The 26,099-nt window shown below is 36.0% G+C and carries 23 protein-coding genes; 12 read left to right on the forward strand and 11 right to left on the reverse strand.

Annotated features, from left to right (window positions below; translation table 11 throughout):
• Positions 1 to 377: 377 nt before the first annotated feature.
• From QWY88_RS09470 to QWY88_RS09480, 3 genes are all read left to right on the forward strand, one after another.
• Positions 378 to 1,112 (forward strand): hypothetical protein, encoded by a 735-nt coding sequence (locus QWY88_RS09470; RefSeq protein ID WP_304546145.1) that lies wholly within the window; start codon positions 378 to 380, stop codon positions 1,110 to 1,112.
• Between the two features lie 224 nt (positions 1,113 to 1,336).
• Positions 1,337 to 2,293, forward strand: coding sequence for a protein-methionine-sulfoxide reductase catalytic subunit MsrP (gene msrP / locus QWY88_RS09475; protein WP_304546146.1), 957 nt, complete (start codon positions 1,337 to 1,339; stop codon positions 2,291 to 2,293).
• Positions 2,290 to 2,841 (forward strand): protein-methionine-sulfoxide reductase heme-binding subunit MsrQ, encoded by a 552-nt coding sequence (locus QWY88_RS09480; protein WP_304546147.1) that lies wholly within the window; start codon positions 2,290 to 2,292, stop codon positions 2,839 to 2,841. Before msrP ends, QWY88_RS09480 begins: the two co-directional genes overlap by 4 nt.
• On the opposite strand, the gene QWY88_RS09485 is transcribed toward QWY88_RS09480, so the two are convergent.
• A complete protein-coding gene (locus QWY88_RS09485; protein WP_304546148.1) occupies positions 2,836 to 3,186 on the reverse strand; it encodes a DUF3147 family protein in 351 nt (116 codons plus the stop codon). The genes QWY88_RS09480 and QWY88_RS09485 overlap by 6 nt on opposite strands.
• Before the next feature lie 98 nt (positions 3,187 to 3,284).
• On the opposite strand from QWY88_RS09485, the gene QWY88_RS09490 reads away from it, so the two are divergent.
• Entirely contained in the window at positions 3,285 to 3,572 is a 288-nt protein-coding gene (locus QWY88_RS09490) for a type II toxin-antitoxin system HicB family antitoxin (RefSeq protein ID WP_304546149.1), read from the forward strand.
• Here QWY88_RS09490 and QWY88_RS09495 read toward each other — a convergent pair.
• Positions 3,562 to 4,689, reverse strand: a complete 1,128-nt coding sequence (locus QWY88_RS09495; RefSeq protein WP_304546150.1) for a hypothetical protein — start codon at positions 4,687 to 4,689, stop codon at positions 3,562 to 3,564. The genes QWY88_RS09490 and QWY88_RS09495 overlap by 11 nt on opposite strands.
• A gap of 101 nt (positions 4,690 to 4,790) precedes the next feature.
• On the opposite strand from QWY88_RS09495, the gene QWY88_RS09500 reads away from it, so the two are divergent.
• From QWY88_RS09500 to QWY88_RS09515, 4 genes are read left to right on the forward strand one after another with little or no spacing between them, the layout of a single operon-like run.
• Positions 4,791 to 5,759, forward strand: coding sequence for an HlyD family secretion protein (locus tag QWY88_RS09500; RefSeq protein WP_304546151.1), 969 nt, complete (start codon positions 4,791 to 4,793; stop codon positions 5,757 to 5,759).
• 8 nt (positions 5,760 to 5,767) lie between these two features.
• Entirely contained in the window at positions 5,768 to 7,474 is a 1,707-nt protein-coding gene (locus QWY88_RS09505; RefSeq protein WP_304546152.1) for an ATP-binding cassette domain-containing protein, read from the forward strand.
• Complete coding sequence (locus QWY88_RS09510) at positions 7,471 to 8,562, forward strand: ABC transporter permease (protein ID WP_304546153.1); 1,092 nt, start codon at positions 7,471 to 7,473, stop codon at positions 8,560 to 8,562. The genes QWY88_RS09505 and QWY88_RS09510 overlap by 4 nt, the downstream gene beginning before the upstream one ends.
• The gene (locus tag QWY88_RS09515) at positions 8,559 to 9,653 is read left to right on the forward strand and encodes an ABC transporter permease (protein ID WP_304546154.1); all 1,095 of its coding nucleotides are present in this window, start codon (positions 8,559 to 8,561) and stop codon (positions 9,651 to 9,653) included. Before QWY88_RS09510 ends, QWY88_RS09515 begins: the two co-directional genes overlap by 4 nt.
• 4 nt (positions 9,654 to 9,657) lie before the next feature.
• Here the strand turns inward: QWY88_RS09515 and QWY88_RS09520 are convergent, their stop codons facing one another.
• From QWY88_RS09520 to QWY88_RS09530, 3 genes are read right to left on the reverse strand one after another with little or no spacing between them, the layout of a single operon-like run.
• A complete protein-coding gene (locus QWY88_RS09520) occupies positions 9,658 to 10,578 on the reverse strand; it encodes an A/G-specific adenine glycosylase (RefSeq protein ID WP_304546217.1) in 921 nt (306 codons plus the stop codon).
• A gap of 28 nt (positions 10,579 to 10,606) precedes the next feature.
• On the reverse strand, positions 10,607 to 10,948 hold the full coding sequence (locus QWY88_RS09525) for a DsrE family protein (protein ID WP_304546155.1): 342 nt from the start codon (positions 10,946 to 10,948) through the stop codon (positions 10,607 to 10,609).
• A 52-nt stretch (positions 10,949 to 11,000) separates the two neighbouring features.
• Entirely contained in the window at positions 11,001 to 12,269 is a 1,269-nt protein-coding gene (locus tag QWY88_RS09530) for a sensor domain-containing diguanylate cyclase (RefSeq protein ID WP_304546156.1), read from the reverse strand.
• A 259-nt stretch (positions 12,270 to 12,528) separates the two neighbouring features.
• On the opposite strand from QWY88_RS09530, the gene QWY88_RS09535 reads away from it, so the two are divergent.
• Positions 12,529 to 13,098 (forward strand): cytochrome b/b6 domain-containing protein, encoded by a 570-nt coding sequence (locus QWY88_RS09535; protein ID WP_304546157.1) that lies wholly within the window; start codon positions 12,529 to 12,531, stop codon positions 13,096 to 13,098.
• A gap of 18 nt (positions 13,099 to 13,116) precedes the next feature.
• Here QWY88_RS09535 and QWY88_RS09540 read toward each other — a convergent pair whose 3' ends face one another.
• Positions 13,117 to 13,992, reverse strand: a complete 876-nt coding sequence (locus QWY88_RS09540; RefSeq protein WP_304546158.1) for an AraC family transcriptional regulator — start codon at positions 13,990 to 13,992, stop codon at positions 13,117 to 13,119.
• A gap of 117 nt (positions 13,993 to 14,109) precedes the next feature.
• On the opposite strand from QWY88_RS09540, the gene QWY88_RS09545 reads away from it, so the two are divergent.
• Positions 14,110 to 15,282: an OmpP1/FadL family transporter gene (locus QWY88_RS09545; RefSeq protein WP_304546159.1), complete on the forward strand. Its 1,173-nt coding sequence runs from the start codon at positions 14,110 to 14,112 to the stop codon at positions 15,280 to 15,282.
• 69 nt (positions 15,283 to 15,351) lie between these two features.
• Here the strand turns inward: QWY88_RS09545 and QWY88_RS09550 are convergent, their stop codons facing one another.
• From QWY88_RS09550 to QWY88_RS09560, 3 genes are all read right to left on the reverse strand, one after another.
• A complete protein-coding gene (locus tag QWY88_RS09550) occupies positions 15,352 to 16,986 on the reverse strand; it encodes a bifunctional protein-serine/threonine kinase/phosphatase (protein WP_304546160.1) in 1,635 nt (544 codons plus the stop codon).
• 46 nt (positions 16,987 to 17,032) lie between these two features.
• Positions 17,033 to 18,286, reverse strand: a complete 1,254-nt coding sequence (locus QWY88_RS09555; protein WP_304546161.1) for a hypothetical protein — start codon at positions 18,284 to 18,286, stop codon at positions 17,033 to 17,035.
• A 63-nt stretch (positions 18,287 to 18,349) separates the two neighbouring features.
• Complete coding sequence (locus QWY88_RS09560; RefSeq protein WP_304546162.1) at positions 18,350 to 19,630, reverse strand: MFS transporter; 1,281 nt, start codon at positions 19,628 to 19,630, stop codon at positions 18,350 to 18,352.
• Between the two features lie 173 nt (positions 19,631 to 19,803).
• Here QWY88_RS09560 and cobA point away from each other — a divergent pair, with 173 nt between their 5' ends.
• Entirely contained in the window at positions 19,804 to 21,057 is a 1,254-nt protein-coding gene (gene cobA / locus QWY88_RS09565) for a uroporphyrinogen-III C-methyltransferase (RefSeq protein WP_304546163.1), read from the forward strand.
• A gap of 2 nt (positions 21,058 to 21,059) precedes the next feature.
• Positions 21,060 to 22,961, forward strand: coding sequence for a ferredoxin--nitrite reductase (locus tag QWY88_RS09570; protein WP_304546164.1), 1,902 nt, complete (start codon positions 21,060 to 21,062; stop codon positions 22,959 to 22,961).
• A gap of 20 nt (positions 22,962 to 22,981) precedes the next feature.
• Here the strand turns inward: QWY88_RS09570 and QWY88_RS09575 are convergent, their stop codons facing one another.
• The gene (locus QWY88_RS09575; protein ID WP_304546165.1) at positions 22,982 to 24,961 is read right to left on the reverse strand and encodes a molybdopterin oxidoreductase family protein; all 1,980 of its coding nucleotides are present in this window, start codon (positions 24,959 to 24,961) and stop codon (positions 22,982 to 22,984) included.
• A gap of 179 nt (positions 24,962 to 25,140) precedes the next feature.
• Positions 25,141 to 26,097, reverse strand: a complete 957-nt coding sequence (locus QWY88_RS09580; protein ID WP_304546166.1) for a lipid A deacylase LpxR family protein — start codon at positions 26,095 to 26,097, stop codon at positions 25,141 to 25,143.
• Between the last annotated feature and the right edge of the window lie 2 nt (positions 26,098 to 26,099).

The raw sequence follows: 26,099 nt of genomic DNA on the forward strand, positions 1-26,099 counted from the left end.
AAATCAGAATTTTGATTAATATAAAAGCTTGTGATTCTACTTCTATTTCTATTTGTTCCTGGATTGGAAAACATAGAGAATATGAGCGAATTATAAAAGATCAAAGAAATTGTAAATCTATATTTATAAATTGTGATGAGATAAATAATTTAATAGATGAATAATAATCAATAGGGGTTTATTTAGGGGTTTTATTTTAAAAATTTTATTCTAAACACTTTATTTTAGTTAAGTAAAGTTCCGCACAGCTCCACCATTTCTATTTAATTTTACACCTTCAAATTTCAAAAGTACAATATTTTAAATTAATTTTTTCTAAGCTTTAGCTCTTAATACATTTTGTTATAATATGAAAAATTATTATAATGAGTGAGTAGATGGAACAAATAATTGCCAGTTTTAAAGAATTTTTAGATTCAAGAGTTAAAAATATGTTTTTTATGAATTTTGTTTTTGCATGGATAATTATTAATTACAATATTACATTACGACTAGCTTTTAGTTCTGAAACAATCCAAGAAAAAATATCCTTTTTAAATAAGTTAGAATTCTCATGGTGGAGTTATATATTTTTTCCTCTTTCAATAGCACTTCTTTATATTTATCTTATCCCACTAATTAACCTTGGTATAGTTAAATTATATGATTCTTATATTCATTATTGGATTAAGGAACATGAGCATCAAAAACGTATTCAAAGTTTTCTACATAAAAAGAAAGAAGAAGAAGCACGACACAATGCTGTTACTTTCGTAAAAAGAGATATGGAACAGCAAAAAAAAGTAGAAGAAAATAATGAAAAGCAACGTGCTATAGATTTAGAAAAAGAAATAATTAAAGTTTTAGAATACAAAAAGAATCTTGAGCAACAAAAAATTAATGACAAAACAAAAGAACTACAAAATGAGATTAAAAATTTAAAAAGTAGAAATGAAAATTTAATAGACCATTTCAAAGCTTTACAATCCACTTTAGAAAGAATAGACCTAGTATTATCCATGACTGAAGGAGCCGATAATGAATTAACTAATAGCTTATCTAAACGTATTTCAGAGCTAAAAAATGCTATTGATGTAGCTTTGGAAACAACTACTAATCTACAAGAAAAATAACTTAGGAGGTATTAATAGACTTCCTATATATTAGGCATAAGGTAATTTCACGTAGCTCCACCATTTCTATTAAATTTCACACCTTCAAAATCCAAAAGTACAATATTTTAAAATTAATTTTTTCTAAGCTTTGGCTCTTAGTATCTTCTTATAAATAAATCTTATAAATTAAAAGCATACTATATTTAGTTACATGTGAGGTAGATAGAAAAAAAGGATACTTCATGAACTATATAAAAAGAAAAAGCTGGGAATTAGAAGAGAATTTTGTCACAGATGAGAGTATCTTTAACAGTAGGAGAAAGTTCCTAAAACTAGGAGCTGCTCTTGCTGTGAGTACCTCTGCAGTTATGGAACTTGCTGCCAAAGAGTTTACACCGTTGCCAAACCTGCAATACACAAAAGATTTAAACAGAAATAATCTCACTCCAAACTCTTATGAGCAAATCACCTCCTACAATAACTTTTATGAATTTACCACAAGTAAAAAAGCCGTTAAAGAAAAAGCCAAAAATTTCAGATCTGAACCTTGGAAGATATCTGTTGACGGACTTGTAGAAAAACCGTTTGATATAGACATGGAGCAACTTATAAAGAAATTTACTCTAGAAGAGCGTATATATAGATTTAGATGTGTCGAAGGTTGGTCAATGGTGGTTCCATGGATCGGGTTTGAACTCTCAGAACTGATTAAATATGCAAAGCCACTTTTAAATGCGAAATATATACGTTTTGAGACCCTTTATGACCCCGAGCAATTCCCTAACCAACAGCATAGCTTTGGATCTATTAAGTACCCTTATGTTGAAGGGCTGAGGATGGATGAGGCGATGAATCCTTTGGCTATTATAGCTGTAGGGCTTTATGGGCATACACTACCACCCCAAAACGGAGCACCCATTAGACTTATAACACCCTGGAAATACGGTTTTAAAAGTATAAAATCAATCGTAAAGATCACTTTTACAGATACTATGCCCTTAAACACATGGCACAAAGCTGCACCTTATGAATACGGCTTTTATGCCAATGTAAATCCGAATGTGGATCATCCTCGCTGGTCACAAAAACGTGAACGCCTTTTAGGTAAATTTTTCAAACAAGATACACTTATGTTTAACGGCTATGAAAAAGAGGTTGCTTATCTCTATAAAAATATGGATCTTAGGAAAAACTTTTGAATAAACATCTCTTTTTAGTTATAGCTTTGTTATTTCCTTTAGTGTTTTTATTATATATGCTGTTTGTAGCTGGGGTAGACGATCCGATTAAATATATCTATACTGTAACAGGGGCAACAGCTATCACCCTTTTATATGCTACAACTACTATCTCTTTAGTTAAAAAGATTGTCAACTTTATCAAATATCGTCGAACTGTCGGACTTTTTAGTTTTTTTTACGCTTTACTGCATATGCTGAATTTTATAATATTGGATATGGAGCTTGATTTAGAGTTTGCCATTCAAGAGACTTTAGACAAGCCTTTTATATATCTGGGGATGAGTGCATTTTTCATATTGCTTTTTATGGCCATTACATCACTTAAAAAACTATTTTCCAAGTTTTACAAATATCATAAAGTGATATATGTAGCCATCATACTAGTAACTATACACTTTATTATGGCGCAAAAGGCACTTAGTCTTGAACAATTCGGTTACCTTTTGATAATGGGGATTATAGTAGTATTGAAGATACTTCAGAGAACAAATCTGATAAAGTTATAATTCAATCCCAAACTTCCCAACTACATAAATCACACTGTAATATGCCACTATCGTTAATGCAGTTGCAATAAACATACTCAACGGAAATCCAATACCTTTTTTAATGAGGATTGGAAATACTATAAACAAAGTCATAGAAGGTGCTATGAGCCAAACTATTCTTTGGGAAAACTCTACTGCACTGTTTGAACTTCCAGTATCGACATACATCCAAGTCATAGCGAGGATCGATACCAAAGGTATTGCCGCAAGTAATGCACCCGCTAAAGAGTACCTTTTCCCTATTTCAGATATAAGTACGATCAGCACTGTCGTGATTAGTAATTTAACTACATAATAAGCCATTATTTTTCTCTCTGTTTTCTATCTTCTAAGAATTATACACAACCTTATTGTGATCAAAGCATTTTATGTGCATAATGCGAAATAAAAAAGGAAATATTTTGAAATATGTTGCATTTGTTTTTCAAGATGAAGATGAGTTTACGGCTGTTGTTCCCGACATTTCTGGCTGTATAGCTTCAGACGATACAGAAGAAGAGGCATGTGAGGCAATTCTAGATGCTGTCGAGTTATGCCTTGAAGATGAAAAGCTTCCCACAGCAAATACACTTGAGTATTTTACAGATGAAGTTCTAAACAAGCTGGGTCTTCCTTTAAACGCTTCGAGATACGTTGTAGATGTAGAAGATGAGGGTGAGAACTCATACAGTGCAAAGATTAGCAGTTAAAGGGGTCTATTCCCACATCGAATGTTCTTAACTCTAAGCGTATAGGTTTAAACTTATACACTTTTTTGTTAATAAATAACTCTGGCAGTAGAATCTCCACCTCTTTATTTGGAGTGCTGCCAATACCTCCCTCAATCACCAATGTTACAGTAGAATTCGTCTCTTTATTGTTTATCGGCGTACTTAAAGGAAGGGAGTTGTTTTGACAATAAACATTTCCAAAAATAAAATCAGTTGTAATTGTTGAATTATCCGATAAATTTTTCAACCTAATATTTTTAGCACCAATCCTCCAAGGTTCAGTCACATTAGTTTTTATTTTCAACAAAATGTTTAGTTCGTTGTTTGTACTCCATTGTCGCCAGTTAACTCGTCCAAATATGTCAAAATCACCTACCTGTTTTTCAAACCCTTTATTTTCCATAGTTTCGAGTATATTTTTACAAGACAAATGGGGTGTAAGTCTTCTACATTCGTTATATCTATGAAGTTTTTTACTCTCTATAGCTTCTGTCAGATAGTCAGCATTTTTACCCAGTGAATGAGCTTTCATTACGATCGAAGAGCTAGGATATACACTATCTTTGTACTCAATTGGAGGAAGTACCATCTCAACAGATGCAGGCTTTTCTGTTAAGTTATGCTCCTCTTTAAACCAGAACTCTACACTCATAAAAGTAGATTCACTTAAAGTAGTCATACTGTTTTTTACAACTGGACAAAACTGTTCAAACTGCAAAGGAGTATCGATTTTTACTTTGCCACTTGCGTGCATTCGCATCGTAGTATTCTCCTGGAGTGTTTGTCGATCTGGGTAATTGAGTGTAATAGTATCTGAAAGAAAACGAAGATCAACCCCGGAAGGTGCCTTTAATATGATCTCATACCTATAATCATCCTCCGCGCTTTTATAGGTTTTTCTCGTTTTAACATTAACTGTAACATTACTGGGTAATTCAAACGTAACGCCTGAAGGTGGTCCTGCCTGACCGCCGCAATATGCCAACACCTCTTTTGCTGTTTTATCGGCATAACTTGGTTTATAATATCCTCCATAAAAATTTGGAACACAAGATGAGAGTAAAAAAGCTATTAAGAGAAGAAAAATCAACCTCATTCGTCACTCCTTGCAAACATAAAACCGTATTGATTATATCATAGATCTTTACCAATATAAAAAGTGCTATAATAAAAAACAGACAAATTTTAAGGCTAAAAATGAAGAAAATTGTTCTCCTTACGGTGATTGTTTTAAGTGCATTTGGAGTGTATATTTTTCAAAACAATTCACAATCTTCCGATCAACAATCTACGTTTTACGGAAACATCGAAAACCGTACGCAAAAGCTCTCATTTCGCTTCCTTGGGACTATAAAAACAGTTCCAAAAGATGAGGGGGAACAATTCTTAAAAGGGGATCTCTTAGCGACACTTGATACTACACCCCTGCTCTATGAGATCGAACAACTCCAAACACAGATCGATGGTGAGACAAGCATCTTAAATAAACTTCGAGCCGGGTACAGAAAAGAGGATATTGCCCAGGCAAAAGCGGCTATGCAAGAGGCTAAGGCTCTTCTTGATGGGGCAAAAGATACATATACACGTCAAAAACAACTCTATGAGAGTAAAACGACAGCCGAGCAAACCTACATTCTCACAAAAACAGCCTATGAAAAGGCACAAGCTTCATATGACAAAGCTGCAAGCTCATACAAGCTGCTACAAAACGGTTATCAAAAAGAGGATATTCTAGCGCAAGAGAAAAAAGTAGCAGCACTCAAGCTCCAAAAAAAGAGCTTAGAGTACAATCTCAAAGAGTCAACTATCTACGCACCGACAAACGGTACGGTTCTTACTCGCTACGTAGAGCCTAACTCCGTCATTGTAGCTGCACAGAGTATCTTAGAAATAGCACTTCAAAATGAATACTGGGTACGCGCATACATCAGTGAAGCAGAGCTAGGAGAGATCAAACAAGGGCAAAAGATGCTTATTTACAGCGACGCAAGAGGTGAGCCTTATCAAGGGTATGTAGGGTTTATCTCACCTATTGCAGAGTTTACCCCTAAAAACATCGAAACACCACAGTTACGTCCCGATCTCGTTTATAGGTTTCGCGTTATCATTACAAACCCTACGCCTGAGCTAAAACAAGGGCTTCCTGTAACGATCAAAACTTTATAAGAGACTCCATGAAGCTGGTCACTGCGCAAAATCTTTCTAAAACTTTTCAAGAGCAGGACTCCCCTGCGTTAAATGATATAAGTTTTTCTATTGAGTGTGGAAAGATTACCGGAGTTGTAGGACCAGACGGTGCTGGAAAATCAACACTCATACGTCTCATTGCAGGGCTGCTTGAGCTCTCGCAAGGCTCTTTAGAAGTTCTTGGAACTGCCCTCCCATCTAAAAAAGATGATTTTTTACAAGATATCGGTTATATGCCGCAGCGCTTTGGTTTGTACGAGGAGCTCAGCATTGATGAAAATCTCAACCTCTATGCAAATCTGCAAGATATCCCCTCACCAAAAGAGAGGATCGAAGAGCTTTTAGAGTTTACGGAACTCAAACCTTTTCGAACAAGAAAAGCGGGAGACCTCTCAGGAGGGATGAAACAAAAACTCGGACTTGCATGTGCACTCATTAAAAAACCGAAACTGCTTCTTTTGGATGAGCCGAGCGTAGGAGTCGATCCGATCTCAAGACGCGCATTATGGAATCTTGTACAGACACTTTTAGATGATGAAGTCGCCATACTTTGGAGTACATCTTATCTTGATGAAGCGGATCAGTGTGATGAGATTATCTTGCTCAACGAAGGTTCTATGCTCTACCACGGGACTCCCGAGCTTATGAAAAAACCGATCAAAAACGAGGTCTATCTCATCGAAAACATCAGGGTAGAAAAACGCTCTTTGCTCTCTAAACTTTTAGAATCAAGCTCAATTATGGATGCCGTTTTAGTGGGAGAATCGATCCGTGTAAACCTTATGCCTGACACCCCTTTTCCCCTTAGCTATCTGCAAGAAGCCGATCCTAAAGCAACTACTAAAATTACAGAGCCTACCTTTGAAGATGCCTTTATAAAGATGCTGGGGGTAAAAACCATTGCCACCTCTTTACTCGCCCAGCAGATGCAGCAAAAACCTGTGACGGATGCAAAGCTCATCGAAGCAAAAAGTCTGACGAAAAAGTTCGGTGATTTTACCGCAACCGAAGATATCGACTTCTCGATCGGCGAAGGGGAGATATTTGGTTTCTTGGGACCAAACGGTGCTGGAAAATCGACCACATTTAAGATGCTGTGCGGCTTGCTTACACCTACAAAAGGTACTGCAACGGTAATGGGGGAAAATCTCTATCTGACAAACACAAATGCAAGGGAGCAGATCGGGTATATGGCGCAAAAGTTCTCTTTGTATCAAACACTCAGCGTCAAAGATAACTTAGAGTTTTTTGCAGGTGTTTATGGACTCTCACGATCAGAGCGAAAAAAGAAGATCGATGCAATCGTAGAGACTTTTGATTTTACACCCCATTTAAATACAAGGACAGAACTGCTTCCTCTTGGGCTAAAACAACGTCTGGCACTCTCGTGTGCCTTAATGCACGAACCCTCCGTTTTGTTTTTAGATGAACCCACAAGCGGTGTCGATCCGATCACCCGAAAAGAGTTCTGGACCCACATCAACGGAATTATTAAAAAAGGGATCTCAGTTATGGTTACGACCCATTTTATGGACGAGGCACAATACTGCGATCGTATAATGCTCATCTACCAGGGTAAAGCTATCGCCGTGGGAACTCCCGATGAACTCAAACATAAAGTTTCCAAAAACGCTACAATGGAAGATGCTTTTATACAACTGATCGAGAGATATGAACAAAGGAAAACACTATGAAATTCCGCAGACTGAGTGCCCTTTTAGTAAAAGAGACTTTCCAGATCGTCCGAGATCCCAGTGCTATACTTATCGCATTCATACTCCCTTTGATCCTCCTTTTTTTAATGGGATATGCCGTTTCTCTCGATGCAAAAAAACTCCCTTTTGGAATCATCAATAAAAGTGCAACACTCAGCTCCCATACTTTGATCCAAAAGTTTGCCGCATCACCCTTTTTTAAAACCACTTTTGCTTATAACGAAAAGAAACTTCTCAAAGATATAGAGACAAACCATCTTAAAGGCCTTCTTATAATAGATGAGGATTTCGGACTTAACAATGAGTACAAATTTCAACTCCTGGTCGATGCAAGCGATCCAAATACGGCAGGGCTACTGCAAAAATACACCTCTGGAATTATTCAAAACTGGTCGGTTGAAGAGGGAATAGTTGCCAAACTCCCTATTGCTATCAAACCTAGGTACTGGTTTAATCCCGAAACATCAAGCCGCTATTTTTTACTCCCCGGCTCGATCGCAGTTATTATGACGTTAATCGGCACTTTGCTTACCGCTTTGGTAATTGCCAGAGAGTGGGAGCGCGGCACTATGGAAGCATTAATGGCTACACCTGTTTCTATGACGGAGATCATTGTCGGTAAACTCCTTCCCTACTTCCTTTTGGGTCTGGGTTCAATGTTACTGTGTTTTGTGGTGGCCTACTTTTGGTATGAGATCCCGTTTGAGGGAAATATCTTTCTCCTCTTTATACTAGGGGCATTTTATCTCTTCCCTTCACTGAGCATCGGACTGCTGATCTCAACTTTGGCAAAAAACCAGTTTGTAGCTGCACAGGTTTCACTCATAATCGGTTTTCTTCCCGCATTTTTACTCTCAGGGTTTTTATTTGAGATCGAAAATATGCCCTACTGGCTACAACTCGTTACCTATATCTTCCCTGCACGCTATTTTGTAGAGTCGTTACAGACCATCTTTTTAGTGGGAAATATCCCCTCCCTTTTTCTCAAAGATATTTTTGCAATGACCCTGGTAGGAACATTTGTCTTTATACTTGTTATGAGAAAAAGTAAAAAAGGTTTGGAATGATTCGACGGCTGCTTGCACTTATAATAAAAGAGTTCTTAGCGATCAAAAACGACAAAAAAAGTCTTTTTGTGGTGATTGTACCACCCCTTATACAGGTATTCATATTTGCTTTTGCAGCAACTTTAGAGGTTAAACATATTGATTTGGCGGTGATGGATAAAGACGGTTCTCGTGCAAGTTTGCAACTCATTCAACACTTAAAATCCTCATCCTATATACAAACACTAAAGCGTGTAGAGACTAAAGAGGAGTATGAAGATCTTATTGATCGTGAAAAGATTTTGGCTACGCTCATTATCCCTCAAGCTTTTGGGAAAGATCTACGCTCAGCCGATGCAAAAATCGGAATCATTTTTGACGGACGCCACTCAAATACGGCACAAATAGCCGAGGGGTATCTTACAAGTATCATCAACAGTTACTCTGCAAGCTTGCAACAAAAAGAGCTTCCAATCAAGCTGCAGAGCCACTTTTTATATAACCAGAACCTCAATAACTTTTGGTGGATAGTTCCCAACCTTTTCGGCTCTGTTACAATGGTGGTTGCAATGCTTCTAACCTCCCTCTCCATTGCAAGAGAAAGGGAGCTTGGAACATTTGATCAGGTGCTTGTCTCCCCGCTTCGCCCATATGAAATTCTTCTTGGAAAACTGCTACCTGCACTTTTTATCAGTACCTTAGAGTCTACCCTTATCCTCTTTGCGGCTATATTTATTTTTGATGTACCTTTTGTTGGTTCTATATTTATACTCTATACGGGTGTAATTGTATTTTTATTCTCTATGTCTGGAGTGGGACTGCTTATCTCTTCGATCTCAAATACACAGCAACAAGCGATTCTCGGTTCTTTTGTAGTTTTACTCCCATCGTTTTTAATCTCCGGATTTGCGACACCCGTTGAGAATATGCCCTCGTGGTTACAATCTTTTTCGTCACTTTTCCCGCTTAAATACTATCTGGTTTTAATTAAAGGGGTATTTTTAAAAGATATCTCGTGGGATGAAGCTTTTACACTTTTAATGCCGATGGTTGGACTTGGAATAGTTTTTATGTTAATTGCGATGATGTTTTTTCGCAAACGCTCGAGATAAGCGCTTACTTTATAAACCTTAATGCTTTTTTTGTAAGTGACGAGATCGGTGCACTCTCTATCTTATCGAGTTCAAACCATTCAATCTCATCTGATATATCTTCCATTTTATAAAGATGAACACTCAAACGGTACTTTGTATAGGAGTGTTTAAATACTCCGATCAAGTTCTCTTCAACCGGTTCAACTGTTGGAAGTTCAAGCATATTTTTATACATAGGACCGTGGGAAAGTTTAAGAGCTATCTTACCATCTTTGACCGACAAGGCGTAAAATAGTTCTAATGATTCATACTCTTTTTTCTTAGTCTCTGTATATAGTTCCGGCTCGTTTTTCCCTTCACATTCGTCAAAAAGCGGGCACTCCTCACATTTTGGATTTTTCGGCAAACAGATCATCGAGCCGAGGTCCATTAATGCAAGGTTATGTTCACGCGGAGCTTGTTCATTTAACAGCTCCTCTGCTTTTTCCCAGATCACGCCCTCTTTTACATCCAAAAGTGCAAAAAATCGTTTAAGCACCCTTGCGATGTTTGTATCTACAACAGGGACACTCTGTTTATATCCGAAACTGCAGATCGCACTTGCAGTATATTTTCCGATTCCCGGAAGTTTGAGTAACTCTTTTAGATCACACGGCAGAGAGTTTTGAACAGATTGTGCCGTAGCATGAAGATTTCGTGCCCGAGAATAGTAGCCCAATCCGCTCCAACAAGCAAATACCTCATCAAGCGGTGAATCTGCCAGTTTTTCAAGAGTTGGAAATTTTTCTAAAAATCGCGGGTAGTATTCCTGTTCAACACGATTTACCTGGGTTTGTTGCAGCATGATCTCGCTGAGATAGATATGGTAGATATCTGTGGTATTTCTCCAGAGTAAAGAGTGTCTACCCTCTTTTTCATACCACTTTAAGAGTTTTTCTTGCACATTATGCAATCTTTTTATCCTTTAGACACTAGATATTTAAAACTGCCCACTCGCTATTTTTCAACGCTTCAGTTAAAAACTCACCTGTATGACGAACCTTGATCCCTATCTCTTCTAAAAGCTCAATACCTTCATACTCTTCCGTACACAAGATGCATGAACTAAATTCTACATTCTCTTTTTGCATCTCTACGACTTTTTCTCTAACAAAGCTATTATTTTTAGCAGGGATAATAGATGCACCCCAGAACATAACATGAACGTGTTTCCAATATTCTCTAGGCATCGAGACACTTCCGTATAGTAATGGAAACTTAACAATAGTATCAACATTATCAGTACTGATAACTATAAGTAATTTATCTTTCATCATATCCTCACAATTCCCGGAATTATATCACAGAATTATGATACTTTAGAAGCTATTTTTTGTGAACTTTCACCTGATTTCTACCACTCTCTTTTGCCAGATACAAGGCTTTATCTGCTGAATTAAATAAAGTTTGAGCATCCATATCGTGAGTAATTTCAGCGACACCGAAACTTGCCGTTATCTTAATAAATGCAAGCGGTGTTTCACTGATTGCCACTCTTAATTTTTCGGCAAGTAAATAAGCAGATGAGCTTGGTTTATTAACAATCAACACAAACTCTTCACCACCCCATCTAAAAACAAGGTCATCACTTCGAATATTGTTTTTTAATAACTTCGCCAAATCTTTTAAGATACCATCTCCAACATCATGTCCGTGCGTATCGTTAATCTTTTTAAAATGATCTATATCGATCAAAATTAAAGAGAAAATATCCCCGTTGTTATGATAAGCAGAAAGTTTTTCTTCGATCACGTCATTGTACTTTCTTCTATTGTAGAGTTTTGTAAGTGTATCTTTAAAGGCTTGGGTTTGGAGCTGTTTCTCCTTCTCCATCTGCTGAGTAACATCTTGGCTGATACTCACATAATAAAGAGGATTTCCCATATCGTCGACAATGGTACTAATATCTTTTTTATCGTAAAAGAGTGAACCGTCTTTTTTTCTACTTACAAATACATCACTAAATGTACCCCTTGTCAAAATAGAGTGCCACATCTTTGAATAGAACTCTTTATCTTGTTCATTAGACTTTAAAACTCTCGAATGTCTTCCGATCAATTCCTCTTTTTTATATCCTAATTTTTCACTAAAAGAGTTGTTTATGTAAACTATAAAACCTTCTAGATCAGTTACTAAAATCAGGTTATTAGAGATATCTACGATCGAGCTTAAAAGTTTTTCGTGTTTTAGTTCTAGTCCCTTTTTATCTATAATTCTTTGAAAAGAGACATAGCCTATTAGCTCTTGTTCTTTATTTTTTAAAGGGGTAATGGACCATTTTACATAATAAGGGGCTCTGTTTTTCTTATAGTTTACAGTTTGTCCTACAAACTTCTCCCCTCTTTTCAATCTCTCTTTGAGTTCTTGTAAAACTTCATAGTTCGATTCCGTACCTTGAAACATTTTTGGATTTTTTCCAAGGACTTCCTCTTTTGTATAACCTGTTGCTTCACAAAATGTTTTATTTACATAGAGAATTTGAATGCCTTTATCCCAATTCGCATCTGTAACTACAACAGAGTCAAAAGAGGCTTCAAAAACTTCATATAAAGATTTTTCATCCACTACATTCAATAATGATGTAAGCTGTTCCATCTATTCTTCACTTTACTTTTACGTGTATCAGAGTACAAATACAGATATTTTAATACCTTATTATATTCACCTATCCATTAAAACCTAATAATATATCTATTATAACACCTATTGCACAGAATAAGTTCATATAACTGTTTAATTTTATAGCTATTTTATTTTAATTATCATATTTAGAAATAATATATTTGATAAAAACAACTAATTATGTTGAAAAAAATCGGTAATAATTAGGTAAAATAAATTAATAGGAGTTCTTATGAAATACACTTTACAATTTAGAATCTGGCACTGGTTAAACGCTATCATAGTTCTTGGTTTATTAGGAACAGTCTTTTTAAGAAAAACTTTTTTAAGTTGGAGAACAAACTCTGAGATCTTGATGACAAAACTAGCTGAGATCAACATAGAGATAACTTCCGAACAGGCAAAAGTACTTGCAAAAGCTATACGTGCAGGTATGTGGGAGTGGCACATCATACTCGGATATGCTCTGGCATTTTTAATTATCTATAGAATCTATCTGTTTTTTATGGATAAAAGTGAACAAGAGAGTTTCAGCTCTTTAACTCTACATAAAAAAGGTGTTAAAATCTCTTACTACATAGTGTATGTAACACTGTTTTTTATGGCTGTAAGCGGTCTTGCTATCCACTTTTATAAAGAGTTGGAATTAACTAAAGATTTTGTAGGTTCACTCAAAGAGATACATGAACTTGTGTATAACGTAATCCTTTACTTTGTTCCTTTACACATAATCGGTGTAATAGTTGCAGAGACGCGGGATGAAAAAGGATTAGTCTCTACTATGATTAACGGGGAGAAATAATAAGCCGAATTTATAAGCCTATAAAACGATTTTCTTCAACTCAGATGGAGGAAATCCGAACTGGCTTTTAAATTCACGGCTAAACTGAGCAGGGCTTTCATACCCTACTTTATATGCTGCATCGACAACTTTCATCTTTTCAAATAAAATGTACTGTCTTGCTTTATTTAATTTTACTTTTTTTATGTATTGAATAGGAGAGTCGTTAAAGATCTCTTTGAACTTTCTATGAAAATTAGCTTTACTCATCCCTGTTTTTCTTGCAAGTTCATCAATGCTGATAGTATCTTCAAGATGGTCTTGTATATCGTCTACAATGTTGGATATTCTAGAGAACTGAGTGTTTTTACTACATAGTTCCACTAAATGTTTTCCGGCTTCACTTTGAATAATTCTATAGTAAATTTCATCTAATATATGTTCACCTAATACTCTGCTGTCTTGAGGGTCAAGCAAGCTTTTCATTAAACTGTTAAAAGCTGAATCAAGCTCATTATTCATATCACCGGTAACTACATTTTGTGGCATTTTCTTAGTTTTACTCTGAGGTATTTCATCAAGTAAAGCAGTAATTCTTTGTAACCTTTGCATATCAAGGTCAATATAAAGTCCTTTAGTTACTTTGTCAAATACAAAAGATGCACATTCAAAAGGCTGTACCGCAGCGATTATGACATAATGATCGCTGCTAAGTGTTACTTGCTGGTTATCTATATAGCCTCTTTTTTGCCCACTCGCTATTAAAATAATTCCCCTTTTATAGAGTAGCGGTTTCCCCTGCTCGTGATGATTTATCTGAAACAGTTTAACTTCATCCAAAAAAGTGTGTTTAAACCCCTGCCTTTTTCCACATCCGTACTTTGTAAGTAACTCTTGAATCAAAATCTCTTTCATGGAAATTTTTTCCTTAATTGATACGAATAGGCAAAAAATATAGAGAATTACCCATTCATTTTATTTAAATTATACACTATTATTCAAAAAATATTTTTAATTTCATTAGGAGAATAGATGAATCAAACAATACTAAAATCAATTGTAGCAACACTAATTTTAGGAACTACCGCACTGTATGCAACTAACGGAGACAACCTCATCGGTCTTGGTGCAAAATCACGAGGAATGGGTGGAATAGGTATAGGTATGAGTCATGGAGCAGAGTCTGGACTAGCCAACCCTGCAATGATCACTTCTGTAAAATCAACTGAGATCTCTTTTGGGGGAACAGTTTTTATGCCTGATGTTAAATATAATGCAGGAGCAGGCTATCAGCAAAGTGATGCAGACTTAAATGTAATTCCTGAAGTATCTATAGCATCTAAAATTGATGAAAACCTTTATATCGGAATAGGTATTTGGGGTACTGCGGGGATGGGTACTGACTATCGTAACGATACAACAGGAACTACGATGCAGATGGTAACAAACTTACAATTAATGCAGTTTGGTATCCCTGTAGCATACAAATATAATGGTCTAAGTCTCGGTGTGACAGGTATTATGCAATACGGTGCACTAGATATCAATTATGTATATGGCTCAAATGTAGGTGCAGGATTTGCTCAAGATATCGCTTTTGGTTACTCTGTAGGTGCAGCTTACGACTTTGAGAACGTAGGGGTATCAGGTCTTACTCTTGGTGTGGTATATAAATCGGCAATTGAGATGGACTATAACGATCAACTGACAAATGCAACTGCTCCTTTTGCAGTAGCCGGTGTTACAGGAATTCCACAACAACTTGAACAACCTGTTGAATACGGTGCAGGTATATCTTATAACTTTAATGCCCACACTGTTGCATTTGATTACAAACGCATCCTTTGGAGCGATGCTAAAGGGTATGAAAACTTTGGTTGGCAAGATCAGAATGTTTATGTACTCGGGTATCAATATGCATTTACAGACTGGCAGGTGCGTTTAGGGTATAACTATGCAAAAAATCCTATTGACGAATTAAACCCGACGGTAAATGGCGGTGCTGCATTAAACATGTTCAACCTTTTAGGGTTCCCTGCAACCGTTGAACAACACTATACTGTAGGTGCTACGTATGCTTTCAATGAGAAGTTTTCATTCGATGCAGCGTTTGTGTATGCACCTGAGATCGAAGAAAATTTCGCATCTATAGGTTCAAAACACAGCCAATCAAGTGTAACTCTTCAGGCTAATTTTACGTTTTAAATCTTATCTAAAATAAAATACGGGGGAAAATCCCCCAAAAAGATTGCAAAATTAAATTATATGTAACTGTTACTTTTCTAGAAGAAGAATAAATAAAAGAATATTTATTAGAAACATAATTGTAAAAGCTATCCTATAAAACAAGATTGGAGAGCGTTCTATTAAAGAACTGCTTTTTGTAAAATAAGGTTTTACATTTTGTGGAGATTCTAATTCGTATGTCATTTCGGAATAATGTTTATATCTTCTGTCTGACTCAATTGCAATCGCTCTTAAAATGACACTATCAAGCCAAGATGGAATGTTATTATTATATACACTTGGTTTTTTAGCTTCTTTAAATGTAGGGGTTGAAAATGGTTCAACCTCTCCATAGGGATAATGTTTGGTTAACGCTTTGTATAAGGTTACACCTATAGCAAATATTTCCGTGCTTTCATTAATGCTTCCCTCTATAAAACGTTCAGGTGCAAGAAAACTAGGCGTCCCGGCACGAGATTGAATCGAAAACAATTCAGTGATGCTGCCGAAGTCAACTATTTTAAACTCTTTTTGATCCTCCACAAGGTTTACTATAATATTCTCAGGTTTTATATCTCCATGTACAAGGTCATATTTTAAAAGATACTGAGAAAGTTGCAATAATGTTTTTGCAAGTTGTATAGTATCATCTACACTTAAGTGTCTATGCTCAATATACGTTTTGAGATCAGACCCGTTACAGTATTGCATTACATAATAACGAAACGTTCTATTTTCGGGTATATGTACAGTTGGAAACAATACTGTTTTAAGCCGCTTTGCATTCCAAACCTCTTTAACATACAGGTCTAAAATCTCTTCATCATCTAATGCTTCTACGGGAGCAAACTTAAGTACATACTTTATCCCATCCTTGTTTGCTAACCAGGTTCTATTGTTTTGTATAAGTGATTTCTCTAATGTATAACCATCTATTATTTCCTCTCTTTTTAAAGAAACAGGAATTTGTAAATTTTGATTTTTTAATTCAGTAAGTTCATTAATTCTATCGACATTCAACACTACTGCTGTTGTATCGTCAGCAAGGTCTTCATTCATCACCCTACTAGCTTTTTTCACTAGATTATATGCACCGGAAACTATACTGTTTTCAATGATATTCTCACTTAGTACGTTATAAAGGCCATCACTACAAAGTAAAATTTTGTCACCGTTTTGAATTATGTTTTCAAAATAATATGGTTCTATGTTTTCATTAATACCAATTGCCTGAGTCAGTACACCTTCATATCCGGATTCATTCATAGAGTGATCAAACGACACTTGTGTTAAACTTTGATCCCTATATAAATAAATTCTTGTATCCCCAATATTAGCGCCGTAAAGCCTATTGCCTTCAATCACTACAATTGCAAGAGTAGTGACCAACTCAACTCTTTCGTAATTTATGAGTGATTCTTTATAGAGGATATTGTTAATAGATTTTATAAAGCTCTTCATCGATTTTTCTATCGACCATGATTTTGGACGATTTTTAAAATTGTTGATAAGGTATGTAGTAGTTCGTTTTGCAGCCTCAGCACCTTCAGCGGCACTACCGACTCCATCACAAACAACGGCAATGGTAAGCCCACCTACAGATTGTACATCATAAAAATCATCACCGGTTAAGTTCTTTCTTTTTGCAAGTGAAAATCCGCTATTTTGAATGTTTGCTACCATTGTTATCCCGTCTTATCTTGTGTTTTATATTATACTCAAATCAGAACTATTTTATTGAAAATTTGTAATCCAACATTACCCATGCTTTTTGCACATCATTTGTATAACCTGTCGCTTTTCCCTTTGAATATGAAGCATACTTAATTAAAGCGCCAACATCTTTTACAAAAGGTAGAGGATGTGTGTATAAAAAGTCAATTTCACTTCCTAGATCATCCGTTGTTCCACTTCCCGAAGCCATAGCTTTATCGGCAGTAAATTTATGATATACGGCTAAAAGTTTCCCAAAATCTTTATTTGCATATCCTAAACGAATGTTGAGATCTTCCAGACCTCCTTGCGGAACGCTTGCTACATAAAACACATCTGCCCAGCCGTTAAACTTGTGATTCGTGCCGAGTGAAGGATTGAATGCAGTTTTACCGTCACTCCCTGTTGTACCACTTAAAAATTCATAATTTACACCTGCTAAAATACCTGAGATATTTACACCAAAGTCAAGATTGTAGTATGAAGCATCAGCTTTTGCTTTTGCCCCGCCATTAATATTCATAGTAGCATCGTTTTGTATGGCATACTCAGCTCTGTAATTAAGTTTTACACCATTTGTAGCCACATCCCCTGTTAATGCAAGACCATAAATATCACCTAGTTCGGCTATCATATAGTCATATGCTGTAATTTTCAATTCCGGCATAACCGTATAGCTTGCATTCAACAGTACACTGTTAGTATCATCTGTATCACCTGCACCTACACCTTGTAGACCATACACCCAGGCTGCAAGCACTGAAAGATTTTTTACAGAGTTATCCGAAACATATAAAGTATCATATGAACGTTCAAATTGTCTCCATCCCACTGTACCAATAAAACGCTGATTATCCAGATTTACTTGTGAACGACCTGCATGTAAAGTAGTTTTCCCAATTTTGTAGTTAATATCTGCATTTGAGATCATTGCTTTTTGAGGATCTTTAATTACATCATACTGTGTCTCACCGTTAGCAGTACTGTTATATTTATCCGATCCAAAATTGTTTACAGATATCACACCGATATTTGTACTTAATCCATCAACATCAAAAAGCTTTGCATTGATAGTTAATTTTGTTCTTGCAGTATATGCATTTGCAGCATCTTTTCCATTATCTTTAACCTCTGCATACTCATATCTAGGACGGATTTCTCCATCTAATTTCAGATCACTAAAAACGTTTACGCCATCCGCTGCACTAGCAACTGAGTAAGAACCCATTAACGAATATAGAGCAACAGCTGATACCATTATTTTTTTCATTACGTTATCCTTTTTTATCTTTATCTTTTTAATATTCTTATTGGTAAAAAAGCTGGTGAAGAATTAAATTCTTCCTCCTGCTTGTACACCCCAAGTTGTTCTCCATCTAGTTTTTACTAATGAAATTCCACTAATTGCAATAAGTACAACAATGGCAAAAATAGTAAATCCTGCAGCATAGCCGTCAAATGCACCTTTTGACCATCCAAGTGTTTTAATAAGGGCTGTACCACCCAGACCACCTGCAGCACCGATAATTCCAGTCATAATTCCAATATCTTTACCAAAACGCTGTGGTACTAATTGAAAAACAGCACCGTTAGCCATACCAAGGTTTGCCATGATCAAGAATAAAACTACAATTGCTACTCCAAACGGAAGCGTGATAGTTGCATTTACCATAGCTAAAAGAGTTACTGTTCCAAAAAAGATATAAAGTGATTTAATTCCACCAAGTTTATCAGCGATTGCTCCACCTACCGGACGAAGAACAGCACCTGCGAATATACATAATGCTCCAAAATACCCTGCTATAACTTTTACATTCTCTTCGTTAAGAACATCTAGACCAAAAGCAGACATATCAGCTTGATATGTGTTCATAAGATAAACTTTCATATATCCTGCAAAACCTACAAAACCACCAAAACTTACCGCATAAAAAAGGTTAAACCACCATGTGTCTTTATCACGTAAAAGTTTCATATAGTCTTTTAACTTTTTAGGGTTTGCTTTGTATACAGATTCAGGAGCATTCTTAGCTAAAAATGCGTAAGCTATAAAGACAACGATAGCCATCACAGCACCCACACCAAATACTGATTCCCAACCATAATACTCAGCAATTTTTGGAGCGAATAAGAAATCAATAACAACCCCGATATTACCAGCGCCTGCAATACCTAAAACAACACCTTGCAGTTTTGCCGGATACCATTGCCCTGCTTGCGGCAATGCCACTGCAAAAGAAGCTCCGGCAAATCCAAGACCAAGAGCTACCAGCAGTAATGTTTCATATGTTATGCTGTTTCCTTGTAAATATGCAGTTAGTAATGCTGTAATAACTACACCTTGAGCTAAAAGAGCGGTTAGCTTAGCCCCAAGTTTGTCTACTCCAAAACCAAGTAATATTCTAAGAAGTGCTCCTGAAAGTATAGGAAGAGATAGTAAAGTTGCTTTTTCTCCCGCTGTCATAATATGACCACCCAGAGCTAAAGCTTCAGCTATTTCTGTACTTAATGGACCTAACATTGTCCACACCATAAAACTCATATCAAAATATAAAAAGGCCATAAACAATGTTGGAGTATGTCCCTTTCCTATTAAATCTTTAAACCCTGCCATTTGGTGTTCCTTATCTTAATTTTACATTAACTCATTCGAGATATAAAATTATATACCAATAAAATATCTATTTAAACACTATATTGATTACTTTTTAATCATTTTATCTTTAATTTTACATTAAACAGATGCTAGAATTTTATCAGTCAGATAGTTAAATTAAAGGATATAGGATGAAAACATTACCTATAGTATTACATAATAAAAAGATTTTGCTTATAGGTGCTGGAAAAGTGGCATTGCAAAAAGCAAAAGTGTTACACAATAATAATATAGACTTTGAAGTGATAGCACAAGATGTTACTACTAATATAGAAGAGTTCACATCAAAATTGAAATATAAAACATTTCAAAGCTCTGATCTTAAAGATTATGAAATAGTGATCGATGCAACTGGTAATGAAGATGTTACTTCTTTATTGTTAGAGTTAAAAAAACAAAGAAATATCTTACTCAATGTTGTAGATGTACCTGAACTTTGTGACTTTTATTTTGCATCACTTGTACAATACGGTCCATTAAAGATTGCAGTCAGTTCTGGAGGTGCGTCTCCGACAATCACTCAAGTTGTACGTGACAAGATCAAATCTATGCTTCCACGCGAACTAGAACAACTCACAGAAGAAAAACTGCAACTTCGTAAGCAAAATATCATAGAGCCGCAAAAGACAAAACAAGAGACACAACAACTTCTTGGAAAAGTGTACCTCGTAGGATGTGGGACTGGTGATGTAGAGCTTTTAACACTCAAAGCGTACAGAATTATTCAAAGTGTAGATGTTGTATTTATCGATCACTTAATTGCAGATGAGATTTTAGAGATCATTCCAAAAGAGACAAAACGTGTTTTTGTCGGTAAGCAAAAAGGGTTTCACTCTGTCAAACAAGAAGAGATAAACGAACTTCTTTTAGAACATGCCAAACAGGGGCTGAGCATTGCAAGACTTAAAAGCGGTGATCCATATATATTTGGCAGAGGGAGTGAAGAAGCTATATCTATGGTTGAAAATGGGATCAAGGTCGAAGTTATTCCGGGTATCTCTTCAGCCATTGCAGCACCCCTTTTAAGCGGTATCGCTCCTACAGCCAGAGGATATGCAACGAACTTATCAATAGTTTCTGCACACTTAGCCGGTAATAGAGTGAACTTGGAATGGATACCACTTTTAAAATATCCTAACCATACAGTTGTCGTACTTATGGGTGTATCACGTGCAAAAGAGATCAAAGAGTGTGCTATAAAAATCGGGACAGATATCACTAAACCCGTGGCGGTGATATCAAACGCCTCGCGAACAAACCAAAGTGTCAATACAGGTACTTTGGAAAACTTAGAAGAGTTGTGCACAAATGCCAAGCGTCCTGCACTTATAGTCTTTGGAGATGTTGTAAATCTTCACAGTGTATTACCTAAATTTGGAGAATAATTATGAAAAAGTTAGAAGAAATAAGTATTGCTAGAAATAAAAAAATAAATAAAATTGAGAAGATCAAAGAGTTAAAAACTCCTAATGAAGCTTATGAACAGTTAGAATACTACGCTCAAAACGGTTATGATTCAATCCCTGATGAAGATAAAAAATACTTTTTAAAATGTTTTGGTATTTTCGATAAAGACGGACTTACCCCTAAGCAGTTTATGATGCGTGTTCGTGTGCCGGGAGGTCACCTCACTGCTAAGCAAGCCGAGACAATCGGAAATGTTGCGAAAAAATACGCTCAAGACTACATAGACATCACAACACGTGCACAGATCGAATTACGTTATCTCGATATTGAAAATATCCCTACCCTTTTATCAGAGCTAAAGACAGTTGGTATAGATGCATACCAAACAGGAGTAGATAATTTTAGAAATATTGTAAACGATCCGCTTGATAAATACGCATTTGACAACATCTTACCATCACAAGAGCTCCTTACAAAGATTCAAAGTATCTTCTTACACGATCCCCAATGGATTGGAGCATTACCAAGAAAGTTTAATACTTCGATCTCAGGCTCAATATCAAACCGCTGTAATGTGTATGGACATGACTGCTGTTTTGTACTGGCTCAAAAAGATGGTGTGTACGGATACAATATGTATCTTGGCGGTAAAGTTGGAGAAGTGGCAAAAAATGCCGACATCTTTTTGAAAAATGAGGATGAAGTTTTAAAAGCGTATGGCTCAATCATTGATCTTTTTAAACGCTTCGGTTTTCGTGACAATAGAAACAAAAATCGTCTTCACTATTTGATACAAGAGGTTGGAATGGAAGAACTATCATCAGCTATCCGTGAAAATGCAGGAATTGATTTTTCTACTGCAGGGGAGAGTTTAACGACACTTGACTTTAGTGATGCCGATCACGGAAAAGTACAGCTTAAAGACAGTAGTTTTGGTTTACATGTAGTTGTACCTTCAGGAATATTTAGCGGCTCTTCACTTATTGAGGCTGCGCAGATTGCAAAAACTTACGGGAACTCAGAACTTCGTTTTTCAGTAGAGCAAAATCTCTATATTTTAGGTGTTAAAGATGTTGATACTGCACTTGCACAACCATTTTTTAAAGAATATAAGAACGTCAATACACCTTACTTTAATAACCTTATAGCCTGCGCAGGTACAAAACACTGCTCTTTTGGCGTGATAGAGAATAAAGAAGATGCAAAAAACATGGCTGAATACCTCAGCAAACAAGTACCGCTTAAAGATGCAAGGGTACGCTTTTACTGGTCTGCGTGTGTTAAAGGGTGTGGACTTCATGGACTCGGTGACATCGGTTTTGAAGGATGTAAAGCAAAACTTGACGGCAATACTGTTGACGGTGTACATATCAGCATCGGGGGAAAACTGGTTAGTGAAGGTTTAGAGGGTTATACCGTCATCAAATCGGCACCGCTTGTTTATGCACCTTACTTTGTAGAGACATTGATGTTGGAGTTTAAAAAACTCAGATTGCCAAAAGAGAGTTTTGAAAAATTTCATGATCGCATCTTAACTCAATACAGTTCTGCATATATCGGATTTGTTATGCAGCTTAAAGCGTATCTTCGATCGAAGAACATCTCGATAGAATTTGATATCAATAAAATATCAGGTACCGGAAAAAACGAGGAGTTTGAGATCTTTGAACTTGGACGAAAACTCTACTACCAGTCTTTTAAAGAGGAGGCATATTCAGCATATGAGCGTTTTACAAATGAGAATCCGAGAGAACTGCTTCAAGAACTCTCTCAAAAAGAGATAGATACAAACCTTGCAACTATGATAGAGTCGATGATCGGCAATCAAACACGTGCAAAAGTATTTTCAGAACTTACAAGATATATAGCTTTAAGTGCTTAAATGGGATTTCTCCATTTAAGCTAAATCTTCACAATTTTAACAGCTGCATGATTATAGTCAGGTTCTAATGATTCCGGATCATACAGATCATTTGTCAGATAGTTAATATCTCTATTACTTAATGGAATAAAAATATTCTTTTCATGTATATTCTCCGTTACCAAAGCAGTAGTAATAATCTCTCCGCGTTTTGAGATAACTTTTATTTGCTCACCATCTTTTATTCCTAATACATCTGCATCATTTGGGTGAATTTCACAAAAATCCAAAGGTTTATACTTTAATAAAGTTCGGGGTAAATTTGTTTTCGTTCCACTGTGCCACTGATCCCTTGTACGACCCGTCAATAAAATAAACGGATACTCTAACGATGTTTTTTCACTTAAGAGTTTATTTTCTACAAAGAACAGATTCCCTTTCTTATCGGGAGTTAGGAATTCTTTAATATTTTCTCCCCAAACAAACGGCATCATACCGATCTTGTCATAATCTGCATCGGCGATATCCATGTAAGGATTGAGTTTTGTCATTGCTTGGTACTCTTGAAATATCTCTTTTGAGTTTTGGTAATTAAATGCTTCTTTATATCCGAGTTCCTGTCCTATAAGCTGGAAAATTTCCCAGTCAAGTTTTGCATCAATCGACTGCCGTGTTAAACGTTCCTGTTTTGTAATAGTACGATCGAGATTTGTCTGAGTCCCCTCTTTTTCACCCCATGGAGCTGCAGGGAGTTTTATGTGGGCAAACTTTGAAGTCTCCGAATTTTCATATGCATTTATTTCAACCACTAACGGAATCTTCTTGATCAATTCCTCCATCTTATTTCTGTTTGGCAAATGATAAATCGGATCGGTATGACACACAATAAGTACATCCAGATCTGATTCTAACATTTGTGTTGCAGTTAGTCCTTTTTCCTGAGCCACATTGTCACTCTTCCAAAATTCAGACACTTTTTTAACACTCTCTTCATCAAATCCAAGGTGAACTGCCAACATCGTAGCGAGTCCGCCAACTTCCCTACCACCCATAGCATTTGGCTGACCTGTCAAACTAAGCGGGCCATTCCCTTTTTTGAAAATTTTTCCGGTTAAAAGATGAGTATTTATAAGTGCTAAGTTTTTATCTACACCCTGGACAGACTGATTAAGTCCCATTGTCCATGCTGTTATAATATTTTCACTTTCTTTATAAAGTTGAAAAAACTTTTCAAACTGCTCTTTTGAAAGTCCTGTACGTTTTAACATCTTTGTTACAGGAAGTCTTTTAAACTTGTTTTTTAGAAGTTCAAAATTATTTACATGATTTTCAACAAACTCTTTATTATATAGCTCCTCATCTATCAAACGTTTTGACAAAAGGTTAAAAAAGTCTATATCGCTTCCCGGTTTAATAGGTAAATAAAGGTCGGCACTTTTTGCAGTTTCAGTAAAACGAGGATCTATAACAACAACTTTAAGTCCATTTTTAATCGCTTTTTTTATTTTATTATGAAATACGACATGAGCTTCTGCAGTATTTGCACCGGTCAATATTAAAAGGTTCGCACTGTAAATATCATTCATTCTCAAAGGTACAAAATCAGCACCTATACTTTTTTTATATCCAACTACGGCACTCGCCATACATGTACGACTGTTTGTATCGACGTTAGCTGTACCAATAAAGCCTTTTCCAAGTTTGTTGGCAACATAATAGTCTTCTGTTAAAAGCTGCCCTGAAAGATAGAAACCGATTTTATCTTTTGTCGTAGCCTTTATCTTGTTGGCAATATGAGTGATCGCATCATCCCATTTACAAAGTTCAAAGTCGTTTTCAATATTTTCTCGTATAAAAGGTCTTAGCAATCGCGTGTCTGTTTGAATGCTAATGAGTTCAGACACCCCTTTTGAACAAACTTTTCCATCATTTATAGGATAGGTTATATCTCCAATTAAATTCTTTTCATCATATTCTAAACCGCATCCAACACCACAATATCCACATACAGACTTAATCATAAAATACCTTTTTCAAGCTTTTTCAATATTTATAGGCATTATAACAATATTTAATGTATTTTTAAGAGTATTAGTGGTGTTTTTTTCATCAATTGATATTATACAAAGGATATATATTATATTTTTATGTAAAAAAAAGAATTAAATATTAAAAAAATAATATTTTGAAATACTTGCTGCTAATTAAACTGCCAGGATAAATTTATTCTGGCAAAACTTGTCGATGTAGGGTTTGCAACAGTCGATCTAGATGGAAAGAAATCTAATGATGCTGTAAAGTTTTTGAGATAGATAGTTGCTCCGGCATTCAATACCGGCAATATATTTGGTCTGTCAAAACTGTATCCGAGACGCTTACTCTCTTCATAAAGATATAAATATCCTACGAAATTCAGATGAACTCCCCCGTGAACATCCCAGCCAAAAGAACTGTTTTTATGCTCAAGTTCAACCATATCACTTTTTGAACCACTTAACAATCCGCTTGAACTTTTAAAATTCAAGGGCATATTCTCTCCATATCGTACTGAGCTGCCTACTCCCGCTCCACAATAAAAACTCCCGACATCGGCATAATAGCTATTAAACCATTCAAAACGTTTTGAATCTCCAAAGTTTCCTGTATACTGTTTGATCCCGTGTACGTACTCCAGCTGCATAATGATTCTTGTGCCGATTTGATTGTCCCACCCTTTTGGATCGATCGAACCTGTGATCTTGTGAACAGTTTTTTGTAACTGCTCCGCTCCTGAATTCGGTCCTGCTACTCCTATTGTAAAACGGTATTCATCAAAATCATCACTATCCCATGATAAAAGTGAAAAAGCACTGCTTAATGTCCCCATATATGGTACATCATCATATATCGCATCTGTTCTTTCAAGATTATTTGGAGTGATCATCATCCCTTGTACACTAATACTTCCTGCACGTTTACGCTCAGAAAAAGAGACACCGACAAGCTCTACAATGCTGCTCAAAGATTGTATGTAGTTTTGAGTAAAGCTATCGTTTAACTCACCACTATAGCCCTCACTAATCCAACCAAACTGTACACCGCTTGTATAATGATCATCCGAATTAAAAGGTAAATCATTATCATGTAAAATATATAAACTATCGCCATATAACGGCAAAC

Origin of the sequence: Sulfurimonas sp. hsl 1-7, assembly GCF_030577135.1 — a bacterium.
GTDB classification, from domain to species: Bacteria; Campylobacterota; Campylobacteria; order Campylobacterales; family Sulfurimonadaceae; genus Sulfurimonas; species Sulfurimonas microaerophilus.

Coding starts and splice junctions, on each gene's coding strand:
- QWY88_RS09485 (WP_304546148.1), bottom strand. CDS start 3,186: ATGGCTTATTATGTAGTTAAATTACTAATCACGACAGTGCTGATCGTA.
- QWY88_RS09505 (WP_304546152.1), top strand. CDS start 5,768: ATGAAGCTGGTCACTGCGCAAAATCTTTCTAAAACTTTTCAAGAGCAG.
- QWY88_RS09550 (WP_304546160.1), bottom strand. CDS start 16,986: ATGGTAGCAAACATTCAAAATAGCGGATTTTCACTTGCAAAAAGAAAG.
- QWY88_RS09575 (WP_304546165.1), bottom strand. CDS start 24,961: ATGATTAAGTCTGTATGTGGATATTGTGGTGTTGGATGCGGTTTAGAA.
- QWY88_RS09510 (WP_304546153.1), top strand. CDS start 7,471: ATGAAATTCCGCAGACTGAGTGCCCTTTTAGTAAAAGAGACTTTCCAG.
- QWY88_RS09545 (WP_304546159.1), top strand. CDS start 14,110: ATGAATCAAACAATACTAAAATCAATTGTAGCAACACTAATTTTAGGA.
- QWY88_RS09470 (WP_304546145.1), top strand. CDS start 378: ATGGAACAAATAATTGCCAGTTTTAAAGAATTTTTAGATTCAAGAGTT.
- cobA (WP_304546163.1), top strand. CDS start 19,804: ATGAAAACATTACCTATAGTATTACATAATAAAAAGATTTTGCTTATA.
- QWY88_RS09555 (WP_304546161.1), bottom strand. CDS start 18,286: ATGAAAAAAATAATGGTATCAGCTGTTGCTCTATATTCGTTAATGGGT.
- QWY88_RS09535 (WP_304546157.1), top strand. CDS start 12,529: ATGAAATACACTTTACAATTTAGAATCTGGCACTGGTTAAACGCTATC.
- QWY88_RS09500 (WP_304546151.1), top strand. CDS start 4,791: ATGAAGAAAATTGTTCTCCTTACGGTGATTGTTTTAAGTGCATTTGGA.
- QWY88_RS09495 (WP_304546150.1), bottom strand. CDS start 4,689: ATGAGGTTGATTTTTCTTCTCTTAATAGCTTTTTTACTCTCATCTTGT.
- msrP (WP_304546146.1), top strand. CDS start 1,337: ATGAACTATATAAAAAGAAAAAGCTGGGAATTAGAAGAGAATTTTGTC.
- QWY88_RS09530 (WP_304546156.1), bottom strand. CDS start 12,269: ATGGAACAGCTTACATCATTATTGAATGTAGTGGATGAAAAATCTTTA.
- QWY88_RS09525 (WP_304546155.1), bottom strand. CDS start 10,948: ATGAAAGATAAATTACTTATAGTTATCAGTACTGATAATGTTGATACT.
- QWY88_RS09560 (WP_304546162.1), bottom strand. CDS start 19,630: ATGGCAGGGTTTAAAGATTTAATAGGAAAGGGACATACTCCAACATTG.
- QWY88_RS09570 (WP_304546164.1), top strand. CDS start 21,060: ATGAAAAAGTTAGAAGAAATAAGTATTGCTAGAAATAAAAAAATAAAT.
- QWY88_RS09540 (WP_304546158.1), bottom strand. CDS start 13,992: ATGAAAGAGATTTTGATTCAAGAGTTACTTACAAAGTACGGATGTGGA.
- QWY88_RS09515 (WP_304546154.1), top strand. CDS start 8,559: ATGATTCGACGGCTGCTTGCACTTATAATAAAAGAGTTCTTAGCGATC.